22 protein-coding genes are annotated in these 22,673 nt (G+C 35.6%); 7 read left to right on the top strand and 15 right to left on the bottom strand.

Annotated features, from left to right (window positions below; all coding sequences use genetic code 11):
• The first annotated feature begins 116 nt into the window (after nucleotides 1-116).
• Entirely contained in the window at nucleotides 117-683 is a 567-nt protein-coding gene (locus MP477_RS20835; RefSeq protein ID WP_257191934.1) for a hypothetical protein, read from the top strand.
• Nucleotides 684-1,078: 395 nt separating this feature from the next.
• Here the strand turns inward: MP477_RS20835 and MP477_RS20830 are convergent, their stop codons facing one another.
• From MP477_RS20830 to MP477_RS20790, 9 genes are all read right to left on the bottom strand, one after another.
• The gene (locus MP477_RS20830; protein WP_257191933.1) at nucleotides 1,079-1,684 is read right to left on the bottom strand and encodes a GNAT family N-acetyltransferase; all 606 of its coding nucleotides are present in this window, start codon (nucleotides 1,682-1,684) and stop codon (nucleotides 1,079-1,081) included.
• A gap of 227 nt (nucleotides 1,685-1,911) precedes the next feature.
• Nucleotides 1,912-2,541 (bottom strand): response regulator transcription factor, encoded by a 630-nt coding sequence (locus tag MP477_RS20825; protein ID WP_257191932.1) that lies wholly within the window; start codon nucleotides 2,539-2,541, stop codon nucleotides 1,912-1,914.
• Nucleotides 2,538-4,751 carry an ATP-binding protein gene (locus MP477_RS20820; protein WP_257191931.1) on the bottom strand — a complete coding sequence of 738 codons (2,214 nt, stop codon included), beginning with the start codon at nucleotides 4,749-4,751 and terminating at the stop codon, nucleotides 2,538-2,540. Before MP477_RS20820 ends, MP477_RS20825 begins: the two co-directional genes overlap by 4 nt.
• Before the next feature lie 62 nt (nucleotides 4,752-4,813).
• A complete protein-coding gene (locus tag MP477_RS20815; RefSeq protein ID WP_257191930.1) occupies nucleotides 4,814-7,282 on the bottom strand; it encodes a tetratricopeptide repeat protein in 2,469 nt (822 codons plus the stop codon).
• Between the two features lie 70 nt (nucleotides 7,283-7,352).
• Nucleotides 7,353-7,589 (bottom strand): hypothetical protein, encoded by a 237-nt coding sequence (locus MP477_RS20810; protein WP_257191929.1) that lies wholly within the window; start codon nucleotides 7,587-7,589, stop codon nucleotides 7,353-7,355.
• A 56-nt stretch (nucleotides 7,590-7,645) separates the two neighbouring features.
• Entirely contained in the window at nucleotides 7,646-8,116 is a 471-nt protein-coding gene (locus tag MP477_RS20805) for a hypothetical protein (RefSeq protein WP_257191928.1), read from the bottom strand.
• A gap of 131 nt (nucleotides 8,117-8,247) precedes the next feature.
• Nucleotides 8,248-8,763: a hypothetical protein gene (locus MP477_RS20800; protein WP_257191927.1), complete on the bottom strand. Its 516-nt coding sequence runs from the start codon at nucleotides 8,761-8,763 to the stop codon at nucleotides 8,248-8,250.
• Nucleotides 8,764-8,848: 85 nt separating this feature from the next.
• Nucleotides 8,849-9,481 (bottom strand): hypothetical protein, encoded by a 633-nt coding sequence (locus tag MP477_RS20795; RefSeq protein ID WP_257191926.1) that lies wholly within the window; start codon nucleotides 9,479-9,481, stop codon nucleotides 8,849-8,851.
• A 25-nt stretch (nucleotides 9,482-9,506) separates the two neighbouring features.
• On the bottom strand, nucleotides 9,507-10,991 hold the full coding sequence (locus MP477_RS20790; protein WP_257191924.1) for a hypothetical protein: 1,485 nt from the start codon (nucleotides 10,989-10,991) through the stop codon (nucleotides 9,507-9,509).
• A gap of 215 nt (nucleotides 10,992-11,206) precedes the next feature.
• Here MP477_RS20790 and MP477_RS20785 point away from each other — a divergent pair, with 215 nt between their 5' ends.
• The 6 genes from MP477_RS20785 to MP477_RS20760 all read left to right on the top strand — a co-directional run bounded on the left by MP477_RS20785 (nucleotide 11,207) and on the right by MP477_RS20760 (nucleotide 16,974).
• Nucleotides 11,207-12,028 carry an alpha/beta fold hydrolase gene (locus MP477_RS20785; RefSeq protein WP_257191923.1) on the top strand — a complete coding sequence of 274 codons (822 nt, stop codon included), beginning with the start codon at nucleotides 11,207-11,209 and terminating at the stop codon, nucleotides 12,026-12,028.
• A 226-nt stretch (nucleotides 12,029-12,254) separates the two neighbouring features.
• Nucleotides 12,255-12,452 carry a 50S ribosomal protein L35 gene (gene rpmI, locus MP477_RS20780; RefSeq protein ID WP_230036498.1) on the top strand — a complete coding sequence of 66 codons (198 nt, stop codon included), beginning with the start codon at nucleotides 12,255-12,257 and terminating at the stop codon, nucleotides 12,450-12,452.
• Nucleotides 12,453-12,572: 120 nt separating this feature from the next.
• Complete coding sequence (gene rplT, locus MP477_RS20775) at nucleotides 12,573-12,917, top strand: 50S ribosomal protein L20 (protein ID WP_230036500.1); 345 nt, start codon at nucleotides 12,573-12,575, stop codon at nucleotides 12,915-12,917.
• A 227-nt stretch (nucleotides 12,918-13,144) separates the two neighbouring features.
• Complete coding sequence (locus MP477_RS20770) at nucleotides 13,145-14,326, top strand: M28 family peptidase (RefSeq protein WP_257191922.1); 1,182 nt, start codon at nucleotides 13,145-13,147, stop codon at nucleotides 14,324-14,326.
• Between the two features lie 62 nt (nucleotides 14,327-14,388).
• The gene (locus MP477_RS20765) at nucleotides 14,389-15,564 is read left to right on the top strand and encodes a M28 family peptidase (RefSeq protein WP_257191921.1); all 1,176 of its coding nucleotides are present in this window, start codon (nucleotides 14,389-14,391) and stop codon (nucleotides 15,562-15,564) included.
• A 240-nt stretch (nucleotides 15,565-15,804) separates the two neighbouring features.
• Nucleotides 15,805-16,974 (top strand): M28 family peptidase, encoded by a 1,170-nt coding sequence (locus MP477_RS20760; RefSeq protein WP_257191920.1) that lies wholly within the window; start codon nucleotides 15,805-15,807, stop codon nucleotides 16,972-16,974.
• A 940-nt stretch (nucleotides 16,975-17,914) separates the two neighbouring features.
• On the opposite strand, the gene hisIE is transcribed toward MP477_RS20760, so the two are convergent.
• From hisIE to hisC, 6 genes are read right to left on the bottom strand one after another with little or no spacing between them, the layout of a single operon-like run.
• Nucleotides 17,915-18,502, bottom strand: coding sequence for a bifunctional phosphoribosyl-AMP cyclohydrolase/phosphoribosyl-ATP diphosphatase HisIE (gene hisIE, locus MP477_RS20755; protein ID WP_257191919.1), 588 nt, complete (start codon nucleotides 18,500-18,502; stop codon nucleotides 17,915-17,917).
• Nucleotides 18,499-19,251: an imidazole glycerol phosphate synthase subunit HisF gene (gene hisF, locus MP477_RS20750; protein WP_257191918.1), complete on the bottom strand. Its 753-nt coding sequence runs from the start codon at nucleotides 19,249-19,251 to the stop codon at nucleotides 18,499-18,501. Before hisF ends, hisIE begins: the two co-directional genes overlap by 4 nt.
• Nucleotides 19,244-19,966, bottom strand: coding sequence for a 1-(5-phosphoribosyl)-5-[(5-phosphoribosylamino)methylideneamino]imidazole-4-carboxamide isomerase (gene hisA, locus MP477_RS20745; protein WP_257191916.1), 723 nt, complete (start codon nucleotides 19,964-19,966; stop codon nucleotides 19,244-19,246). The genes hisF and hisA overlap by 8 nt, the downstream gene beginning before the upstream one ends.
• Nucleotides 19,967-19,968: 2 nt before the next feature.
• Nucleotides 19,969-20,547 (bottom strand): imidazole glycerol phosphate synthase subunit HisH, encoded by a 579-nt coding sequence (gene hisH, locus MP477_RS20740; protein WP_257191915.1) that lies wholly within the window; start codon nucleotides 20,545-20,547, stop codon nucleotides 19,969-19,971.
• 2 nt (nucleotides 20,548-20,549) lie between these two features.
• A complete protein-coding gene (hisB, locus tag MP477_RS20735) occupies nucleotides 20,550-21,644 on the bottom strand; it encodes a bifunctional histidinol-phosphatase/imidazoleglycerol-phosphate dehydratase HisB (RefSeq protein WP_257191914.1) in 1,095 nt (364 codons plus the stop codon).
• Nucleotides 21,641-22,663 carry a histidinol-phosphate transaminase gene (hisC, locus tag MP477_RS20730; protein ID WP_257191913.1) on the bottom strand — a complete coding sequence of 341 codons (1,023 nt, stop codon included), beginning with the start codon at nucleotides 22,661-22,663 and terminating at the stop codon, nucleotides 21,641-21,643. The genes hisB and hisC overlap by 4 nt, the downstream gene beginning before the upstream one ends.
• Between the last annotated feature and the right edge of the window lie 10 nt (nucleotides 22,664-22,673).

The raw sequence follows: 22,673 nt of genomic DNA, 5'->3' as shown, positions 1-22,673 counted from the left end.
AACCCTTATAGCAATTGGCCCCGTTAGGAAAGGAATGAGATAAAAACCCCTGAAACCAGCCAGTGTTTATGGAGGTAAAGTACAATATCTTTGCAGCAGTTATTTAAAGATATACAATGAAAAAAATAAGTTTAACCCTCCTTTTTTCTTTACTAAGCTTAATGACTTTTGCACAATCGTTAAAAGTAGTTATTAAACAGGACGGAAAAGTAATTGAACCGGTCAATGATGTTTATGATCTGAAAAAGTCACCTTTTATATTTGAGTTTGCCGCTACCAATCTTGAAGGTTTTTTAGTGGGAGCAACGACCAATAAGGATATTTATGCGGAAGCTCTGGGACTTTTCAATACTGAGGTTCCCTGGTTTCAAAATACAGGTATGGCAGAGGAACTGTATAACAAGGACAAAGAACTATTTTTAATGGATGAGGCGCCATCCTATTGGTATTATACAGATGCAAAAGATCACAGATTCGATAAAAATCCTAAAGGAAACGTAAAACAATGGACAGCTACGCGTACTATTACGAGGTTTTATGACATCATGGAGGATCAGCCTGTTAATTTAAAAGATTTTGACGGAAGTGCTTATGTATTCATCTATGAGCCTGTATATAACGATGAGTACGATTTAATAGGAAAGAAAAACCTGTTCCAGGCTGCATTGAGATTTAAAGATTAATAATTGAACACCTAATTTTAAATTTATATAGAAAAGGTCTGCTTTTACGATGTAAGCAGACCTTTTTGCTGGTATGAGTATGAATCAGTTTCAAAAAATTGAATGCAGATTATTTACGCTGAATTTTATAGACGCAAAGGTTTAATTTCTAGTAACGTATTATTTTAAGGAAGCAAAGCAGTGAATCAATTTTATTGATTCATTTTAAGCGAACGTTTAGCCAGCAGCTTTGCTACCCTTTTAGAATATATTATTCGATGATCAAACCGTGTTCTATGGCCAGTTTAAATGACTGAACTAAGATTAGTTTTGATAAGATTTTTTCGGTGCTTTCTGTGACCTTTCCAACCCTGCTACAGCCAACGTGTTAGTTTTTAAACCTGAAAGTACTTCTCTCATTTTCTTTCGTCGGTTGATAAAATAGCATACCCATAATTATCTGACCACCCAGATTGTAAAGGAAGTAATTTTCGGGTATGTGCTTCTCTTAGCATACCAACTTTTTCTAAAACACTTATAGAGCCAATATTTTCAATGGCACAACCTGCTTCTATCCTATGAAGTTTCAAATTTTCAAAACCGAAATCCAGTATTTTATTTAGACTTTCTGTTGCAAACCCTTGATTCCAAAATTTATAATGGAGCTGAAACCAAACTTCAGCGTTTTTATAATGTTCTTTCCCCAAATTAATTCCAATTAATCCAATAAATGTATCTTCATTAATCAAATTAACGCCGAATGTGAATTTTTTGGCTTTTTCTTTATTGTTTTCCATCATCCATTTTTTAACCATTTCTTCAGTTTCCTGAATGTCTTTTGGAACTTCTGAAGTATTAAACCGCGACGTTTCTTCTAAGGATTGCAATTCGAAAATGTTTTCAATATCGTTTGCTGAGATAAGACTTAAATGTAATCTTTCTGTTCGTAAATTTATATTCATTTTTGTTTTATAATGTTCTGTCTTAAATTGATTTTGATGAAACTTACCTAAAATATTCACTTTTCTTAATGGCTTAAATTCATCTTATTTTGTTGACACAAAGATTTTATTTTTAGTGACTTATTATTTTAAGTAAGCTAAGCAATGAATCAATTGAAATTGATTCTGACGAAGCGAAAACCTAGCATCTGCTTTATCAGAAGTATTTATTCATAACATTTTCCACTATCACCTGTGAAATCTGTGTAATCAGTGGGAGCTAAAAACAAACTCCTGGCTCTTATGTATTATTCGATAATCAATCCGTATTCTATGGCCAGTTTAATGGCTGAACTAAGATTAGAGGTCTGAAATTTTTCAATAAGATTCTTCCGGTGACTTTCTACGGTGTGCGGGCTTATAAAAAGCTTTTCAGCCATTTGATTGGTCGTAAGGCCTTTTGCTGCTTCGGCTAAGATTTCCTTTTCTCTTCGTGTTAGTTTTGGCACCTGATGCAACCCATCTGATGATTTCTTCTCCAAAACAGACTTGGTTTGTGAGCATAAAAACCGGCCACCGGCATATACGGTATTGATACCTTCCAGAATTTCAGAAACTGACGCATTTTTCTGAATGTATCCCAAAGCGCCTTCCGCTAAAGTACTGTTGATTACCGGCAGTTCATTATGAACGCTAAGCATAATAATCTGGAGGGTCCCATACTTTTTCTTTAAAGGTTTTATAAGTTCAATACTGTTGACATCTACCAGATTAATGTCCAGCAACAAAATATCGACAGCTTGTTTTGCCAGGCCTGCATTCATTTCTGAAACGCTTTTGAAACAATCTACAACATCTATCGTATCGCTGTTTCCTAAAATATTTTTCAGTCCTTCCAATAGAAGTGGATGATCATCTGTTATGGCTACTTTTATCATGTGTAATGAATAGGAATTTGAAGTTCTATACTGGTCCCAATATTTTGTTCGGAGATGATGTTCATCGTTCCTTTTAAAAACTGGACTCTTGATTCTATATTATGAAAACCTGCTGTTTTTCTTACGTCTAAGTTTGTAGGGTCAAAACCTTTACCGTTGTCTTCTACTGTAAGATTTAATACATTTTCTTCTTCACTGATCTGAATAATAATTTCGGAAGTATAGGCATGTTTTATGGCATTATTGACCAATTCCTGAATGATTCTGTATAGGATCAGCTGCTTTTCTTCTGCTATTGAATTGGTGTAACTGATAAATTCGGTATGGATATCTAATGAAGTATTGGACATGCGGGAAGCAAACTCCTGAATGGCTACTTCCAATCCGTATTTCATTAATAAATCAGGCATTAAATTATGCGCTACCCGTCTCAGCTCTTCTACAGCACCATCAATCTGGGTAATAGATTTTGAAATTTCTTTTTCTATGCTTTCGGATTGGTGAGGGTCTAAAGAAGATAGCTGAAGTTTGGTTCCTGAAAGCAGGCCACCCAATCCATCATGAAGATCACGGGCTAAGCGGCCACGTTCCTGTTCCTGCCCTTCCAACAATGCCGTAAGTGTGGATATTTTTGAATTTTGTTTCTCTTTTTCCATAGCTAAGGCATGCAATTCGTCTCTTTGCTTCATCGACTTTGCACGCTGCTTATAGGCATAAAGCAATAAAATAATCAAAACGATGAAAATGAAAATAAAAACAATGTAGTAGGTATTGATCTTTTCCTTGAATGTCAACAGTTTTTTAAAGTTGCTGATATCCTTGTTCTTTTGTTCGGTTTCTAACTTTGCCAACCGAAGCTGCTGTTCTTTTTTTTCCGATTCCAATTCTGAAAATTTCAGTCGCTCGCGTTGATTTTCCTCCACTAATTTTAAGTTGTTGTACACCTGTTCACGTTGTGCCCGCAATATATTGATCAACTTAATCTGCTGTGCTTTTTTATCGCTTTCCAGCTGCAGCTTTATATACTTCTGTTCCTGCCGTTCTTTGTCAAACTGAGATTCCAGTCTTTTGGTGATATCCAGCTTTTCCTGATCATAAACACTTTTGTATTTATTCACATAACTTTTATAGTAAGTCAGCGCTTCTTTGTAATTACCCTGCTCTTCGCTAAGCTGAGATAGGGATTCAAGGATAGATAATTCTATATTATGATCTCTAACCGGGCTTTTCCCAATTTCCATAGAAGCTTTTACAAAGTAAGACTTTGCTAAATCATAATCCTTATCCTGTACAGCCAGCTCCGCCAAAATCCCAAATGAAGAAGCGATATGAATGGCGTCACCGGTTTCCAGACTCACCTTATTCGCTAATCGGGCATATTGCATCGCCTTATCTCTATTAAAACCAGTATACAAATTGGCTAAATTGATAGCTGCATAGGAAAGATTAGTCTTGTTGAGCATAGCCTCTTTACTTTTGTTGAAAGTCTTAATAGCCTGCAAATAATACTGCTCGGCCCTATTTCTCAACGCTACATTCGATGGATTTTGTCCGTATTTTTGTTCATAGACGTAGCCCATCCGCATATATGCATCAAAGATAAGATTAGGGTCATTTTGCTTGGATGCCAACAACAAAAACTGCTTACTGTATTTTTCTTCCAGTTGGTATTCATTGAGGTTGGAGTAAATAGTGGACAACTCTTTAACGACGGTAGCAAATCTTCCGTACAGTGTAGAAGTTGTTGGTGAATTTTCATAATAGTCAATAGCTTTCAGATAAGCGGCAGCAGCATCAGTCGTTTTATTATTACGGATCAGAATCCAGCCCTTTGCATACTGAAAGTACCCTTTAGCTTCGTTACTGTTTGTTTTTAAGCTATACACCCTTGCCATGTCGAGACTTTTTAAAGCTTCAGTTCCTTTACTGTCAAGCCGGTAATTCATAGCCTGAACAGCATACAAAATGGTGGCGTATTTCCCGTCCGTTTGTTTTGCTGCGATAGGAATGCTGGTTTCTAAAATCTGGTAGGATTTTGATTTTAAGTTATGTAAAAATAGGGCTTTAGCGTATTTTGGAGCCAGATCCAGCTGCTCTATGGTTTTGTACGAAGCATTGTTATACTCCTTCTCTAATTGGCTGACAACATCCTGTGCCTGAGCAAAAAAAGAACAAATAAGCAAAGTGAATATAAATAACAACCTGTACATCAAACCCTTATCTCTATTGAATTGTATTATAGTAAAGAACGTAAATATAGGCAAAATACCTGCTAGTCTATTTCGAAACCATGTTGTTCAGCAAAAGATTTCCACTTCTGAAATTTCTTATCATTTTTAAATGCCGGATCTTCACCATAGTAATACACCAGACGCTGGGCAGCGTATTCGTAGGCGCTGTAAGCATTAGCCTGTTCGTAGTATTTAATGGCTTTCTTCAAATCTGCTTTTACTCCCATACCATGTTCGTAGATAATGCCGTAATAGATCCCTGAATAAGACTGATCATAATCTTTCTTCAGGTAAACCAGAAGATTTTTATAATCTCTTAACTGATAATAGATTTCTGAAATTTTATCGTAATTGTAGTAGTATTTTTTCTCGGCCTTTTGATAAAAATCCAGTGCTTTATCATAATCCTGTATTACATGCTCCCCGAAATAATACAGATCCCCTAAATTGGCAAGCGCCATTCCATCGCCAAGCTCAGCTCCTTTCTCGTAAGCCCGAATTGCTTTTTTGATATTAAAAGAATACCCTGTTCCGTTGTGATACAAAGCACCTATATTGTTCCAGGCAACAGGATGATTTTGTTGTGCTGCTTTTTCATAATACACAATGCCTTTTTGTGGGTCAAACAATGATTCAATATCAGGATCGGTGAGTAATATACCCATTTCTACCCAACTATCGATATCATCTTTTTGAGCAGACAGTTCAAACAGGCGTAGCGCTTCATGGTAATCTCGATTCTCCTTTGCGTCAAAAGCCATCTTTTTAATGGTTTCAACATCCATGAACTGCTCGGAGTTATTGCCTGCCTGGTTTTTCCAACGATTATAAAAAGACGTAAAATAGTCTAAATCTTTTCCCCTAAATGAATACCGGTCCAGATAAATAGATCCATACTCGGCAATCTCTACCGGATGAATGCTTTTATCTTCATTCATTCTCAACATATTTTCACCCTGATACAGAAACAGCAAGCCTTCATCGGCTCTATAATTCAAAGGATTAGAAATATAGTCGTATGATTCGGCTGACAATCCATTTTGGAAATCAAACAGTCGATAGCCTTCTTTCTTTTGAACCGATAAAAACCCATGATCCAGATAATGGATCTTCTTAATTTCGGAATGAGGAACAATTAACCAATGATCATTGTCTGCATCAAAAAGTCCTAATCCGTTTTGGACTTCCAGGGTAAACACATTGTTTTTATATCCAATACTTGATTCTGCCTTTACTTTGGTAATACATTCATTTTCTAACAAAAACTGATGTTTTAAGGCGTGATAGATCTTCCAGTTTTTGTCTTTGTGAATCGCCAGTGCTTCAAAATTATCTATTAAAATCAGTTGATCCGCTTCGTCTATTATAAGATTGCCTTTTTCATCTATCAACCTTCCTTTTTTGTCAAATTTATTTGGCTTAATCCAGAAACAGGTACTGGCATTTAAGATACTGCCTTCTACAAAGTCCTCCAGATAATTGCCTTCTTTCGTGTAATATCTACGCTTGCTGGTTCCTTTTTGTTTGGTGAAAAACAGATCGGGAAAGTAATCATGTTCATAAGGGGTTTCACTGTCAATGGGAAGAAGAAGTCTGCTTTCATCGTCATAAACTCCAAATTTCCCATCTTTTTCTACCCCTAAAAATCCATAAGCCACTCTTTCGATTGTATCATAATCAGCAGGAACAAGCCATGTGTTTGAATACACTTTTAAAATGCCAGATTTTCCATTCACTTTTACTTCACCCAAGGGTTCCTGCGCAAAATCGAACACATCGAACGCTTGTTCATACATTGGAGGAACCAGTTCTTTCCCATCACTCTGCAGGTAACCGAACAAAGTGTCTTTTTGAATCACCGATATACCGTAATTATAGTCTGCTTCAAAAATATCATCATATATGGCAGGAGCCAAAATAGTACCTTTTGCATTCTTCAGACCCAACTTTCCATTTTCTTCAAATACAGAAGATGCTATTTTTTTATAAGCAAGTTCTTCAAAATAACCCAGTCCGTAATTAATCCAGTCGGTTTGTAAAATATCGAGAAATGAGGTGTAACCGTATTGCGAAAACAAAGAATCTAATAATGAAAGATCCTGAGTTTCTACCGCTTTTTTATACAGTTTATTTTTCTGCTGAATCTCCACCAGCCATTCTTTTGCCTGTACTTTATGCTTTTCTTCGTTCATATTGAAAACATCTGTTGCATTCAGTACGAAGGAATCATATGGCAAGGCTTCCAGGAACTCAAACATTGTATTGACAGGTTCATAGTAGGCTTTTTTGTAATGCAGCTGGTAGGTATCAGCCAGTAAATTAAAGAAATAACGCAGGTGAACAATGCCCTGTTCTTTGTTAGAGTAAAACTCAACGCCTTCCACTTTGATATCTTCTGCCAACAGAGGATACAGCAGTAATGGAATTTCATAATTCCACTCACCTAGATAAGTATCGAAAGATTGATTCGTTTTCTGATCGTAATTGTATAGATAAATACGGTGTGCCATTAGTTAAAATTAGTAAATCGTAAATTTTTGAAACATTCCTGTTTGCAGGGATTTAATAATGAGTTTCGGATTAAGTATACTCCAAACAGATTACTGCCTTTTTAAGTTCTTTGTCATAAAACAGATACAATTGATCTGCTGCTGTATTTTGGAAATCATAGCCTTCGATGCACCCGATATAATCCATCAATGTATGATTATTTTTATAAGGTTTCTCAGTCAGGTTATCTCCTCCGAAGTGAGTTTCTTCTAAAGGCAGAGAATCGGTATTCAGCTCATCAAAAACACCATACATTTTCTTTTGCAAACGTTCCTCAGCATATTCTGAGTAATCATCTTTCTCCAGATCTTCAACCGTAAAGTTTACGTAAACGCTCTAAACGGGCGAATATCATCTACCATTAAACCTGCCCGATAACAGTCTTTATCATAAAGCTTATTGTGTTTTTGGTAATATTCTCTTTTTAATTGATACATTGCCTCATTCATATTGTATTCAATCTCTAAATCTGAATAATTGTTTCCATAATCTTCCGGAGTGATCTCGGTATGTGCCGAAAAATAGTTCCAATCTGCATCAAATTTGTATTTGCCGCCAATAATATCAAAACCAAGCATATCTGCTTTGGTAAATTGTGTATAATATTCCGGCTTATTTTGCCCGACACAGCCGTCATAAATTTCCTTTACAGAAACAATATGCAGCCACTGATCTTCTGATGGATCAACAAGTTTCAAATTAATTGAACAAATAGGAAGGAAATACTTTTTATGATTTTCAATATCATCATAAAATACGTCTTCGTAAGCGGGAAATATTCTTAAATCAGTCATTTTATTTTCTTATTAATTTTAGCTGTTTTCCTTTTGTTGAGAGGTTAAAAGACATGACTTTGGGTGGCGTGTGTCAATATCTTCTAAAATTTCAACTTGTCTAGGTGTTAAAATATTTTATTTTCAGACATTTAAATTTTTACAAAGAAATTAAAGGTTTGTTGAGCAATAAGCTTTGGTTTTTCATCTGATGTATCATTGATTCTGTCTTCATACAATTCTATTCTTATTATTTTAACATCATCTGGTATTTTGTAGATTTCATCTTTTGTATAATTATAACCTTTTACATTAGCGCTTTCTTTCCCGGGAACTTTTTTGATTTCCACGTAATACTTCAGCGTAACAGTATTCCCACTTTGCGGTCCCCTTTCAAAACGAATTTTTCTCACCTGATTAATGATATGTCCACTGGAACTGATATTTCCCTGTATGCGAAACTTAGGTGTTTCAGCATTTTTTGAAAGCATGAAAATGAGGGGGTCAAGTCGTTCCGTAACTTCCTTTCGAGTTGTATACGTATATGCTTTATCTGTTTCCGGAATTTCTCTTGTAACACGTTTGGGTTCGCTGTAAATAGTAGAAACTTTTAATTTTTGAGCATTGGTTTTACAGCCAGACACTGCTAAAAATGAAGTTAAAATCATGAGGTTTTTCACCGCTTTATTTTAAATAAAGATAATTAAGAGAGGCGGATGAAAATATCCCTGATAATGGTGATTTTTTAAGAGCTTAGTTCATTCCGTTTTTGGCATCTTTCAATATCTTTTCGGCCTTCAGTCTTATCACTTTGGGCAATAATTTAAAGTTCGCATCCTTTTCTTCACGATATAAGTCTTCTTCCTGAAACGGAATCCAACCGGTAATTTTTGCTTTTGAAAATGTTTTTTCTCCAATATTGGTGTACACAATCACTTTCAAGGGTTTGGCATCCAATCCGTCTGATTCTTCAAAATAAGTAAGATAAAACTCAGGAAAGCCATCATGATCTGCATCGCCAATTTCACAGAAGTTAATCAGGTATTTAGGTTGTGCCAACCCCTGTGCAAAGTCTTTAAAGGTGATCTGTGGAATGAGTCCACCGTGATCTTCCAGAAAAATACCCGCGTGTAAATCCTTTGGATTTTCGGCTAGATAAGAGGGCTTTTCAGCTTTGCTTTCATTCAGATACCAAACATAACTTCCATAGTTTGGGACAAAGGATTTTACGATCATGACCGGATTTCCCGATAACGGATTTCCAAGTTCTTCAATAATCTCGTTGTATTTTTTATCTGAAGAAAAATATACTCCTGTTCTTATTTGTGCAAAAGATAGTACACTTACAATACAAGCGGCAACAGGCAATAGCTTTCTAAAAATCATAATTTTACTATTTTCAATGTATTATTTAATTCTCTTTATATTCTTTTCCGGAATAAATATCAACATAGTAATATATATTTTCTTCTGAACTAAGTTTAACACTTACCAACCCATCCGAATTAATGGATGTATAGGCTTTTGAACCCATACTTTTTTTATCTTTACTGTCATAAAGAGTGTACAAACCGTCTTTCTCTTTTTGAAGTGCATAGATCTGTTTTTCTGTATCCAACACCGAGATATCATGGTAATCAGGCTTTATCTCCCAAGTCTTTGTTTTACTATCCCACAAGCCCATGGTTCTCAATTGTTTTTCATCTTCAATCCGGATAAGGTATGCATCATTCATGCCCTGATAAGAATTTATTTTTCCAAATTTCCAGTTTTTGTCAATGAACTGATCGGGCAAAATCATTTTCCTATCGGGCCAAACCATGTTCCCAACCTGGTCTAAGACCTTAAAATTATAGGTATCAATAGAATCTGTAACATTTCCTTTGGTATCGATATACAGCCAATCAAACGCCCAAATATCATGATCATAATTAAAAACACCCAACAGAAAATAAGGTGAATTGGTTATAGAATACACCAAAGAAACTTTTTTAATGAAATCAATTTGCGAAGCTGTTGCCTTTGTAATTTCTTTCGGAAATACCTTTTCATACTGTGGAAAAGGGTAAACATCATTGGTTTTGCTGTCTGTTAAAAGCTTAGGAACTTCCGGTTCATAGCGTTCTTTATTTACATCCTTCAGGAGTATAGTTTCCTTACCAAATTGAAGTGAAAGTGTTTCAGTTCCTTTCAAACCGCTGTGAGTTGCTTCTTTCTGGTTCAGTTCATGCATTGAAAAATTTGCATTTGAAGATTTGAGAAATCGTTTGTTCTCTAACAGCTCAGCAATATTATTTTCAATTGTATGTAAACGGTTTTTTTTGATTTCGTAAAGGCTTCCATTCCAAAAAACGTGGTTTTGATCTACAGAAACAAAATTCAGATAATAATTATCCTCCAAATATGGAATGTCCTCATGAAGTAAGACCTGTTTGCTTTCTAAAACTCCAATCTCGATTTTATGATACGTTTGCTCTTTCTTGATGCCGCCTCCTAAGATATTCCAATCCCATTTCCAGGCAGGCATTTTCTTTTCATATTCAATGTCTTTTTTATACAGTGTAAGTCCGTTTACTACATTTAAATTAATATTTTCAGATGAGAAGTCCAGCACTGTCTTTCCATTTTCGTCTATGACTGCATATTCATTTTTTTCCTTTCCAACAACGGCAAAACCAGTGGGAGTATATACTGATGCACTTCGGAATTTTTGATTAGTGACCGGTTTCAAACTTACTTTATCTACATACACAAAATCATTCTGCTTCGTTAAGAACGGAACACTGTTTATGAACTTCTTCTTTGAAGAAATTAATGGAGAATTATCTTTTTTTTCTTGTGTACAAGCCATCACTGAAGCCAACATACAAAAGATACTGAATACTATTATTTTCATACTTCAAAATTCTATTCTTCTTAATGGGTCAATATTAAAGAGAAGTAAAGAATAACACAATCCCGATTATCAGCTATATTTTAATAATGCATTCCCTTACTTTTATATTTAATTAAAATATTATCCTAGATCAATATATTATGGATGTTTTCCATATAAATTTGTGAATATTAAAAATAAAATACATTATTAATTATTAATCATAAAAATAAACAATGAACACACTTACTTTAAAAGACGGAACAGAAATCTATTACAAAGATTGGGGAAAAGGACAGCCTGTATTTTTTCATCACGGGTGGCCCCTTTCCAGTGATGACTGGGATGCTCAAATGTTTTTCTTCTTAGAACAGGGCTATAGAGTGATTGCCCACGACAGAAGGGGTCATGGAAGATCTGAACAAACCCCTTATGGACATGATATGGACACGTATGCTTCTGATGTATCGGAAATTGTTACCGCTTTAGATTTAAAAGATGTCATCCATGTAGGACATTCTACTGGAGGTGGTGAAGTAATCCGATATGTGGCAAAGCATGGTAACGGAAGAGTCGCAAAAGCTGTTTTAATAAGTGCAGTGACCCCGATCATGGTTCAGAATGAGAATAATCCGAATGGCGTTCCTATTTCTGTTTTTGATGATATCCGTAATAATACGGCTAAGCACAGACAGCAGTTTTTTATTGATCTTACTTTCCCTTTCTATGGGTATAACAGAGAAGGAGCCAAGATTTCTGAAGGCATTCAAAGAAACTGGTGGCGACAAGGGATGAGTGGCTCTATCAAAGCACACTATGACTGCGTTAAAGCATTCTCTGAAACTGATTTCACTGAGGACCTTAAAAGTGTAGACGTTCCTGTTCTGGTAATGCATGGTGAAGATGACCAGATTGTACCGTTTGAAACCACAGGAAAAGTAGCCGCTACCCTGCTTAAAAATGGAAAATTAATTTCTTATCCTGGCTTTCCTCATGGGATGCCTACTACTGAAGCTGAAACAATCAATAAAGACTTATTAGCATTTTTTCAGTCATAATTTGAGCTAATGATATTGGGAAGAAACTATGAAAATGTAGATTTCCAACAGAGCATATCATAAGAAGACCGTTCCATGAGAGGCGGTCTTCTTATTTACTGCGATAAAATCACAGATTATAAAGCTTGAATTGATTTTTTTTGTATCTTTGCACCCAATTATTCCTAATGTCCTTAGGGGTAACCAAAACAGATATTGATAACAAAAACAATAAAAAAGCAAGACAATGCCAAAATTAAAAACGAAATCAGGTGCTAAGAAACGTTTTGCTCTTACCGGTTCTGGTAAGATCAAAAGAAAGAATGCTTACAAAAGCCACATCTTAACTAAGAAAGAAACTAAGCAGAAGAGAAATCTTACTACTACTTCTTACGTAGCTAAAGTGGACGAAAAAAGCGTTCTACGTCAATTAGCAATTAAGTAGTTTTTATAAATCTATATTCGGTTTATAAGAATTCAAACAAATTCATCATTTTAACCCTGAAACGGTGCTAATAAAGAGCAACATTTGTTGCCGCCCTTTTCAAAAAAAACAATTTAAATTATGCCAAGATCAGTAAATGCGGTAGCTTCAAGAGCTCGCAGAAAGAAAATTTTTAAGCAAGCTAAAGGTTTTTTCGGTAGAAGAAAGAACGTTTGGACTGTAGCTAAAAACGCGGTAGAAAAAGCAATGCAATATGCTTACCGTGGTAGAAAAGAGAAGAAGAGAAATTTCAGAGCACTTTGGATCACTCGTATTAACGCGGGAGCTAGAGAGCACGGAATGTCTTACTCTCAATTTATGGGGGCTCTTAAAAAGAACAACATTGAGCTTAACAGAAAAGTTTTAGCAGATTTAGCAATGAATCATCCTGAAGCTTTCAAAGCTGTTGTAGATCAATTAAAATAATGTAGAATACTATTTTTGTTATCAATATAAGATCCCGGGTTCTCCCGGGATTTTTTTATTTCATTACAGATATAAACTTTTGTATGGTTTTAAAATGACATGAATACAACCATACTCCAAAATAAATAACGAATAACCAACAAAAACAAAACAAACAACTCAGATTAACAATGCTGGATCATAATTAATTAGTATATTAGCAATCAAAAAATAATTTGATTGAAGAAATGAAAAAAATCGCCGTTTTTTTATTTACATCTGTAGCGCTACAAAATATTGCTGCTCAAAATCTTATCCAGGCTTATAAAGACAGAGCCGATATGGTTACTCAGGCCAATATCAGTAACAACCTTCAGGAGTTTTCCAATCTTGGAGTAAAGACCACAGGTTCAACCGCTAATACCGATGCTTTAAACTGGCTGAAAAACAAATATCTTTCTTATGGATATTCCCCAAGCCAGATGGTTGAAGATCCTTTCAGCTTTGGAAGTACAAATTCTAAAAACCTGGTGATCACCAAAACGGGTACGGTGTATCCGGATAAATACATTATTATCTGCGGGCATTATGATACCATTGTAGGACCGGGTGTCAGTGATAATGGCAGCGGGACTTCCATTCTTTTAGAAGCAGCCAGAATATTAAAAGATATTCCTACCGAATATTCTATCAAATTCATTCATTTTTCTGGTGAAGAACAGGGACTGATAGGAAGTAACCATTATGTAAATAATGTAGCTTATCAGGGAGGTATACAAAAACTGGATATAAAACTGGTTTTTAATATTGACCAGGTAGGAGGCCAGATAGGAAATTTAAATAACAAGATTACCTGCGAAAGAGATACAGGTGGACTATCCAGTAATAATGCTGCTTCTAATACGGCAACACAGGAACTTGCGGTATGTACCGGCCTCTACTCTCCTCTTCAGACCTCTATCTCTTATACATACGGTTCAGATTATGTTCCTTTTGAAGCAAAAGGCTATACTATTACCGGATTTTATGAGTATACCGAAAGCAACAATGAGCACAGTACGGATGATAATCTGACCAATATAGATCCTGTGTATGTTTTCAATGTAGGGAAAGCTGCTGTAGGTGCGTTACAACATTTCGCTGTTGCCAGTACCAGCAATAACAATAACTTACAAGTGAATGAAGCTCCTGCAAAGGATCCATTACAAAATATCAGAATATATCCTAATCCCGCTAAGGATATGATCACAGTAGAAACAGAAAAGATGAAACAGTTTAGCATTGAGATCAATGATATGACCGGGCATCTGGTCTTGAGTTCTGAAAATCAGAATAAAATAGATACTTCCGCCCTTCCAAATGGTGTTTATACCCTTACCATAAAAACAAGCGCAGGTAATCTGACCAGAAAGATAATCATTGAAAAATAAGTCATATCAAACAGGATATACTTTGAAAAAATACTACATCTTACTACATAATATATCAGAAAATGAAAAAAATCGCTATTTTTTTGTTTACATCAATTGTTGCTCAACATATTGAAGCGCAAAGTTTTATTCAATCATATAAAGACCGTGCTGATGCTGTTTCCCAAACCAATATCATTAATAACCTTCAGGATTTTGCCAGTTATGGAATAAAAACAACAGGTTCACAAGCCAATACAGATGCTCTGAACTGGTTAAAAAGTAAATATACTTCTTATGGATATACTGCCAGCCAGATAGCAGAAGATCCTTTTACTTTTGTAGGCGGAAATTCAAAAAACTTGGTGATCACCAAAACCGGAACCGTTTATCCAAACAAATATGTCATTATCTGCGGACATTTCGATACCATCAATGGTCCCGGGGTCAATGATAACGGCAGTGGTACTTCCATTATCCTGGAGGCTGCCAGAATATTGAAAGATGTTCCTACAGACTATTCTATCAAGTTCATTCATTTTTCAGGAGAAGAACAAGGGCTTGTAGGAAGCTATCATTATGCAGATAATGTTGCATATCAGGGAAGTGCCCGTATGCTGGATATTAAAGTAGTCTTTAATCTTGACCAGGTAGGTGGCGTGATGGGAAATAATAACAATATTGTTTATTGTGATGAGGATCAAGGGGGTGACCCTGCCAATAATGCGGCATCTGCTGTAGTCACTCAGGAACTCAGAAACTGTACCGCTCTTTATTCTCCACTTCAAACCGCTGTAGATCCTGCTGAAGATACAGATTATATCCCTTTTGAGCAAAAAGGATATATTATTACCGGCTTTTTTGAAAGAATAAGAAGTAGTTATCCACATACTTCCAGCGATACATTTAACAATACAGATCCTGTATATATTTATAATATCGGAAAAGCTGCCGTGGGAGCATTACAACATTTTGCTGTTGCCAGTACTCTATTGGGAACCAAGGAAAATGTTTCAAAAAATCCACTGGAAGCTATAAAAATATATCCTAATCCTGTAAAAGATATCATCAATATTGATCTTCCTGATTCTAAGATAAAAAATTTCAGCTTTGAAATCACTGATTTTCCCGGACGTTCTGTTTTAAAAACGACCGACGAAACAAAAATTAATGTTGCAAACCTGGAAAATGGTGCTTATCTTGGAATTTTAAAAACTGCTGATCAAACTGTGGTAAGAAAAATTATGATCATGAGATAAAATTTCACTCATATTCTAACAAAATACAAGCTTTTAGCATATAAAGCCCTTTGAAATCGTTCAAAGGGTTTTTATTATTCTTATTTTTTGAGTTAAACATGAAATTTTACAAAGTACCATACAGGAACATGATAAGTTCAGCATAATAAAACTGTATAAAATTTATGATATTTTTAAATTATTAAACACATCGTTGTGATTTATTTACTACATTCGTATTTACAAACCATTATATATAATATGAAAAAAATCACAACATTTTTATTGACTTCATTGGTCATACAGAGTATCGGAGCTCAATCTTTTATTCAGGCTTATAAAAACAGAGCTGATATGGTTACCCAGGCCAATATTACTTCCAATCTTCAGGAATTCGGTAATTTAGGAATAAAGACCACCGGCTCACAGGCAAACAACAATACGCTGACCTGGATTAAAAACAAGTATACCTCTTACGGATATTCTGCCAGCCAAATTGTGGAAAGCTCCTTTACGTATGGATCAGCGAGTTCAAAGAATCTGATCATTACCAAAACAGGAACTCTTTATCCCAACAAATATGTCATTATCTGCGGACATTATGATACCATTAATGGTCCGGGTGTTAATGATAACGGCAGTGGTACTTCCATTATCCTGGAAGCTGCCAGAATATTGAAAGACGTTCCTACAGAATACTCTATTAAATTTATTCACTTTTCAGGGGAAGAACAGGGACTGGTAGGAAGCAGCCATTATGTGAATAATGTGGTATACCAGGGAGGTGTCCGCAAATTGGATATCAAACTTGTCTTCAACCTTGACCAGGTAGGCGGTGTAAAAGGAAATAATAACAATACAGTGTATTGCGACGAAGATCAGGGTGGAGTTTCCACCAATAATGCAGCTTCTGCCGCAATCACCCAGCAGCTTAGAAATTGTACAGCACTCTATTCGCCCCTTCAAACCGCTGTTGACCCGGCAGAAGCCACTGATTACATTCCTTTTGAACGAAAAGGAGAAGTGATTACCGGCTTTTTTGAAAAAATAAGAAGTACCTATCCACACAGCAGTAAAGATACTTTTGCAAACGTAGACCCGGTTTATGTTTATAATATTGGAAAAGCTACTGTAGGTGCCTTACAACATTTTGCTACAGCTTCAGTAGCTTCAGCCAATAAGCAGGCTCCCACAAATTCCCTGGAAGATGTAAAGATCTACCCTAACCCGGCTAACGATATTTTACATGTTGAGCTTCCTTCTCCAACCACTAATTTCAGCTTTGAAATGACCAATCTGATAGGAAGATCATTACTTAAAACAAATAACGAAACCAAAATCAATGTTTCTACACTTCAAAAAGGAATGTATATCGGAATTTTAAAAGTAGGTGATCAGACCCTTGTCAAAAATATATTGATAGACAGGTAATTTAATCTTATGTCTAATATAAAAAGCAAAGCCAACTTATGAAAGTTGGCTTTTGTTATGATGGTTATTTTTTACTTGTAGAATAAATGTTTTAATATCCAAAGATTTATTGTCACACCCGGATCACCAGTAAGATTTGTTTGAATTTTATCATTTTCAATTTACTCTCTATTTTCTAAACAATTTTACAAGAAAATTATATATTTTCAGACCAATGTATATATAACAAAACTGTATTATAAAAAACAATATAATATATAGGGGAAATGTAACAATGAATATTAGTAATGATTTTATCCCTGTAACTTTTTCATCATTCAATGTGGAAGATGTCCAGCCTAAAGCATTAAAAATAGCGCCAATAATAAACATCGGTACTAAAATTCCTATAGTAGAATATTTAACAATATTCATAATCTCGTTTGTACTTAGATTCAAATTATTTAGTTTCATATTTTATTTACTATTTATTCTCTTTTACATCATTTATTTTCTCGTAGAAGTAGTTTTGTACTGCTGTGATATATTTTCCAGAAAGCGAATACTTTTGAGCAATACTAAGCAATACTACATCATTACATAATGAAGTAAAATTTTCGCTAATACTTTAATTTGTATGTTTAGTCTTTCAAATCAACATACACATCGAACCTGTTTACACTTTTATTTTAACCACAAATCGAAGATTCCACGTAGTCAAAAGTCACAAAGTTTCTTGAACACTTAAGTTTAATAAAGCTGTAAAAAATAAGCTTTCTAAAGTACACGTAAGTTTTAAAAAAAACAAAGATTTTTTGCTTACGTGTACATTTATTTTCATCCAGTTTAAACTTAAATAAACTAAAGTGTTTATAGAGTTTTACTCAGCTTTTGTTACTAAATTTTTTAATTAGTTTAAACAAGCTTATCATTAAAAAACCTTTGAAAAATTTCAAAGGTTTCATCGGTTTCTGTTTTGGAGAACTTCTTCTATTTCTTCCAAAGTAAATCCTTTGGCTTTCAGTAAAATTAAGAAGTGATAGATTAAGTCGGCAGCTTCATTTTTAAAAAGCTCTGCATTATTATCTTTAGCCTCAATTACCAGCTCTACCGCTTCCTCACCTACTTTCTGAGCCACTTTATTAATTCCCCTCTGGTATAGTGAATAGGTATAAGATTCTTCTGAGCGGCTGTCAATCCTTTGGGATATCTTTTCTTCAAGCTCATATAGAAATCCTTTGGGATCCTTATTTCCAAAACAACTGAAGCTTCCGGTATGGCAGACCGCATTCCGCGGGATCGCTTTTATTAGAATAGTATCCTGATCACAGTCTAGGCTGATATCTTTTACTGTTAAAAAATTACCGGACTCTTCGCCTTTTGTCCAGAGCCTGTTTTTGGAACGGCTAAAGAAGGTAACAACGCCCTCTTTTTTTGTTTTTTGAAAGGCTTCTTCATTCATATACCCCAGCATTAAAACCTGAAGTGTTATATTGTCCTGAATAACAACCGGGACAAGCCCATTGCTTTTATCAAACTTAATTTTCATCTTACGTTAATTTTTTTAGATTTTAGTAATTCTTTCAAGTCCATAATTCCGATTTCATTAAAGTGAAAAACACTGGCTGCCAAGGCTCCTGTAGCTTTTGTTTCATTAAAGACTTTAAGAAAATCATCAGCATTTCCAGCTCCTCCCGAGGCAATGACCGGAATACCCACATTTTCAGAAACCAGTTTTGTAATCCGGAGATCAAAACCGTTTTTTGTTCCATCACCATCCATAGAGGTTAAAAGGATTTCCCCAGCTCCCAAAGACTCTGCTTCTTTCGCCCAGTCCAGCGTCATCCACTCTGTTTTTTCGCGCCCTCCTTTTATATGCACCCAATCAATATTTCCTGCCAGACGGGTATCAATCGCCACGACTACACACTGACTGCCAAATTCTTTAGCCAGCGTAGAGATGAGTTGTGGTTTTTTGACTGCGGAAGAATTGATGCTGATCTTATCCGCACCTGCTTCCAGAAGCTTCCTGACATCCTCAACAGAAGAAATTCCACCTCCTACGGTAAAAGGTATGCTTAATTCACTACCTATCTTTTTTACCAGTTCCACAAATGTTTTCCTTTCTTCAATGGTGGCCGTAATATCCAGAAAAACAAGCTCATCAGCTCCCTCCTGTTCGTATTTTACAGCCAGCTCCACAGGATTTCCGGCATTGCGAAGTCCTTCAAAGTTCACCCCTTTCACCGTTGAACCCTCTTTAATATCCAAACATGGAATAATTCTTTTTTTAAGCATTTTCAATAAAGTTCTGAAGTTGTTGTAAGCTTATTTTCCCCTCGTAAATGGCTTTTCCGATAATAGTCCCGAAACATCCGATATCTTTCATTTTATAGACATCTTTGATGCCTGAAATGCCACCACTTGCCGTAAGCTGTATCGCTGTTTTATATAAAATTTCGATATACAGTCCTGTAGAAGGTCCTTCCAGCATGCCGTCCTTGGCAATATCGGTACATATAGCATTCTGAATTCCCTTGTTCTGATATTGAAGAATAAAATCAATAATATCTTTATCGCTTTCTTCCTGCCATCCGGAAGTTTTAATCTTCCTGTTGTCACAGTCTGCACCCAAGATGATTTTCTCAGTACCATATTTTTCAATCATTCCAAAACAGAATTCAGGATCCTGAACGGCAATGCTTCCCAATGTAATCTGCTGTGCTCCGGAACTGAATGCGGTTTCAATATCCTCCTTAGTCTTCAATCCTCCTCCAAAATCAATATGAAGGGAGGTTGCCCCGGCAATGTCTTCCAACACTTTCTGATTGACAATATGCTTTGATTTTGCCCCGTCAAGATCTACCAGATGAAGAAACCTGATCCCAAAACTTTCAAACTCTTTGGCAACTTCCACAGGGTTTTCGTTGTATATCTTTTTTGTACTGTAATCTCCTTTTGACAGACGTACACATTTTCCTTCAATAATATCAATGGCTGGAATAATTTTCATGGTTATAGCTTAATAAAGTTAATTAATATTTGACTTCCTATTCCACCGGATTTTTCCGGGTGAAACTGTACGGCATAGAAATTATCCTTTTGCAAAGACGAACTGAACGGCAGGATATAATCACACACTGAAGTCGTAAAGTCAGACAGCTCACAATAATAGCTGTGGACAAAATAAACATCATTGTTCTTTTCAATTCCTGAAAAAAGAGATGATGCCTGGTCTGAAACCGTATTCCAGCCCATATGAGGAACTAAATCTGCGGGGGGGAACCGTTTTACATTCACATTAAAAATTCCCATCCCCCGAACATCTCCTTCTTCATTATCTCCACACATCAGCTGCATTCCCAGACAAATTCCCAAAACAGGCTGCTTAAGGTTTGGAATAAGTATATCAAGCCCTTTCTCTTTCAGCAGCTTCATGGTAGAAGAAGCTTCACCTACCCCCGGAAAAATAACTTTATCCGCTTTTACAATCTGCTCCGGATCATCTGTAATTACAGAATCTACCTTCAGCCTGTTCAGTGCATTTTGAACTGAGCTTACATTGCCTCCGTTATATTTTATTATGGCTATCATGATTATAAACTTCCTTTTGTAGAAGGTAAATTATAGCTGGTATCAGATTGGTTTACGGCCATTTTAACGGCCTTTGCAAATGCTTTGAAAACAGATTCTATTTTGTGGTGCTCATTGGTTCCTTCCGCTTTGATATTCAGATTTGATTTTGAAGCGTCTGTAAAAGATTTAAAAAAGTGCGAGAACATTTCTGTTGGCACATCGCCAATTTTCTCTCTTTTAAATTCTGCATCCCATACCAGCCAGGATCTTCCTCCAAAATCTATAGCCACTTGCGCAAGGCAATCATCCATAGGCAGTAAAAATCCATATCTTTCAATTCCTTTTTTCTTACCTAAAGCTTTTATAACGGCTTCTCCCAATACAATTCCGGTGTCTTCTATCGTATGGTGTTCGTCCACCTTAAGATCTCCGTTTACTTTTATGGTAAGATCTATATTTCCGTGTCTGGCAATCTGCTCCAGCATGTGATCGAAAAAGTGTAATCCTGTAGAAATTTCGGAGTTTCCGCTTCCATCCAAATTGATTTCAATTTCAATCTCTGTTTCATTTGTCTTTCTGGATACTTTAGCTCTTCTCATTCCCTGCTTTAAAAACTGATAGATCTCTGCCCACTGGGTCGTAGTAAGCGTAGATTTGTCATTAAAGTCATTATTAATATAAATTGCTTTACATCCCAAATTTACAGCCAGTTGCACATCACTACTTCTATCTCCAATTACATATGAATTTTCAAGATCGTAACTTCCGTAGATATATTTTCCAAGTAGTCCAACACCCGGTTTCCGGGTAGGCAGGTTCTCATGCTCAAAGCTTTTATCTATTATAATATTACTAAAAAAAATCCCTTCGTTTTCGAAAGCTTTCACCATTTTTTCATGAGGTTTTATAAAATCTTCGAAAGGAAAACTTTCTGTTCCCAGCCCATCCTGATTGGTTACCATCACCAGTTCATAATCCAGTTCATTGGCTATTTTGGAAAGGTTCTGAAATACTCCAGGGTAAAATTCAAGTTTCTCCAAAGAATCCACCTGAAAATCTGTGGGAGGTTCAATAATCAGGGTTCCGTCACGGTCTATAAAAAGCACTTTTTTCATAATTGAATATTTTTTAAAACGGTAATCAGCATTTCATTTTCTTTACGGTTTCCGATGTTGATTCTGATACATCCGGGAATTGCAGGATCTCTTTTACTCGTTAGAATTTCATTTTCCAGCATTCTGTCATAAACGCCGTCTACATTTTTCAGTTCAATCAAAAAGAAATTGGCATCCGTAGGAAAGACTTTTGAGATACAAGCCACCTCTTTAAACTGTTCTTTAAGCCATATTCTTTCTTTTAAAATATTGTTTACGTTTTCTGTGAGTCTATCTTCATGATCAACCGTTTCCAGAATCAGCTGCTGGCTTAAAGAATTAACGTTATAAGGTGCTTTTACCGTATTAATGAGGCTAATAATTTCTTCAGAAGCATAGGCCATTCCCACTCTTGCTCCTGCCGTACCCCAGGCTTTGGAAAAGGTCTGCAAAACAATCAGATTAGGATACTGATCAAGGAGTTCCACGCTTGATCTGTTTTTAGAAAACTCAATATAGGCTTCATCCACTACCACAATTCCGTCAAAATTCTGAATATAAAACTCAATATCTTCTATACTGTTTCCTGTCGGATTATTGGGTGAGCACAGAAAGAATATTTTGATAGGCTGTTCCTGTATAATTTTTAAAAAATCATCTTTTACAATTCCAAAATTTTCATCCAGATCCAACTTCAATACTTTATTTTCATTGATCGCTGCATAGAAACCATACATGGCAAAAGAAGGATTCATCATGAGTATCGAATCTTTTTTAGGTTCGCAAAAAACTTTAATAATCAAATCAATAAGCTCATCACTTCCATTTCCAACAGCAATCTGTGAAGGAGATACTTTTTTAAGACCCGCCAATTTATTTTTAAGTTTTTTCTGTGTAGAATCCGGGTAACGGTTAAATTCTCCAAACGGGCTTTCATTGGCATCCAGCAGCACAGGGCTGCTAAATTCATTATGATCCCTGAAACTGATGTAAGGCTGTAGCTTTAAAATATTATCCCGTACTAAAGTAGTTATATTCATATTTTTCATT

Source organism: Chryseobacterium sp. WG23, from assembly GCF_024586575.1.
Classification (GTDB): Bacteria; Bacteroidota; Bacteroidia; order Flavobacteriales; family Weeksellaceae; genus Chryseobacterium.
Note: the sequence above shows the minus strand (reverse complement) of the source record. Positions and strands in the feature narration are given on the sequence as shown.

What these genes read in the sequence shown, in the direction of transcription:
- MP477_RS20805 (WP_257191928.1), bottom strand. Translation starts at nt 8,116, where the DNA reads ATGACTGATTTAAGAATATTTCCCGCTTACGAAGACGTATTTTATGAT.
- rplT (WP_230036500.1), top strand. Translation starts at nt 12,573, where the DNA reads ATGCCAAGATCAGTAAATGCGGTAGCTTCAAGAGCTCGCAGAAAGAAA.
- MP477_RS20770 (WP_257191922.1), top strand. Translation starts at nt 13,145, where the DNA reads ATGAAAAAAATCGCCGTTTTTTTATTTACATCTGTAGCGCTACAAAAT.
- MP477_RS20825 (WP_257191932.1), bottom strand. Translation starts at nt 2,541, where the DNA reads ATGATAAAAGTAGCCATAACAGATGATCATCCACTTCTATTGGAAGGA.
- MP477_RS20790 (WP_257191924.1), bottom strand. Translation starts at nt 10,991, where the DNA reads ATGAAAATAATAGTATTCAGTATCTTTTGTATGTTGGCTTCAGTGATG.
- MP477_RS20765 (WP_257191921.1), top strand. Translation starts at nt 14,389, where the DNA reads ATGAAAAAAATCGCTATTTTTTTGTTTACATCAATTGTTGCTCAACAT.
- MP477_RS20815 (WP_257191930.1), bottom strand. Translation starts at nt 7,282, where the DNA reads ATGGCACACCGTATTTATCTATACAATTACGATCAGAAAACGAATCAA.
- hisIE (WP_257191919.1), bottom strand. Translation starts at nt 18,502, where the DNA reads ATGAAAATTAAGTTTGATAAAAGCAATGGGCTTGTCCCGGTTGTTATT.
- hisA (WP_257191916.1), bottom strand. Translation starts at nt 19,966, where the DNA reads ATGAAAATTATTCCAGCCATTGATATTATTGAAGGAAAATGTGTACGT.
- hisB (WP_257191914.1), bottom strand. Translation starts at nt 21,644, where the DNA reads ATGAAAAAAGTGCTTTTTATAGACCGTGACGGAACCCTGATTATTGAA.
- MP477_RS20785 (WP_257191923.1), top strand. Translation starts at nt 11,207, where the DNA reads ATGAACACACTTACTTTAAAAGACGGAACAGAAATCTATTACAAAGAT.
- MP477_RS20800 (WP_257191927.1), bottom strand. Translation starts at nt 8,763, where the DNA reads ATGATTTTAACTTCATTTTTAGCAGTGTCTGGCTGTAAAACCAATGCT.
- MP477_RS20795 (WP_257191926.1), bottom strand. Translation starts at nt 9,481, where the DNA reads ATGATTTTTAGAAAGCTATTGCCTGTTGCCGCTTGTATTGTAAGTGTA.
- hisH (WP_257191915.1), bottom strand. Translation starts at nt 20,547, where the DNA reads ATGATAGCCATAATAAAATATAACGGAGGCAATGTAAGCTCAGTTCAA.
- MP477_RS20760 (WP_257191920.1), top strand. Translation starts at nt 15,805, where the DNA reads ATGAAAAAAATCACAACATTTTTATTGACTTCATTGGTCATACAGAGT.
- MP477_RS20835 (WP_257191934.1), top strand. Translation starts at nt 117, where the DNA reads ATGAAAAAAATAAGTTTAACCCTCCTTTTTTCTTTACTAAGCTTAATG.
- hisF (WP_257191918.1), bottom strand. Translation starts at nt 19,251, where the DNA reads ATGCTTAAAAAAAGAATTATTCCATGTTTGGATATTAAAGAGGGTTCA.
- MP477_RS20820 (WP_257191931.1), bottom strand. Translation starts at nt 4,751, where the DNA reads ATGTACAGGTTGTTATTTATATTCACTTTGCTTATTTGTTCTTTTTTT.
- hisC (WP_257191913.1), bottom strand. Translation starts at nt 22,663, where the DNA reads ATGAATATAACTACTTTAGTACGGGATAATATTTTAAAGCTACAGCCT.
- rpmI (WP_230036498.1), top strand. Translation starts at nt 12,255, where the DNA reads ATGCCAAAATTAAAAACGAAATCAGGTGCTAAGAAACGTTTTGCTCTT.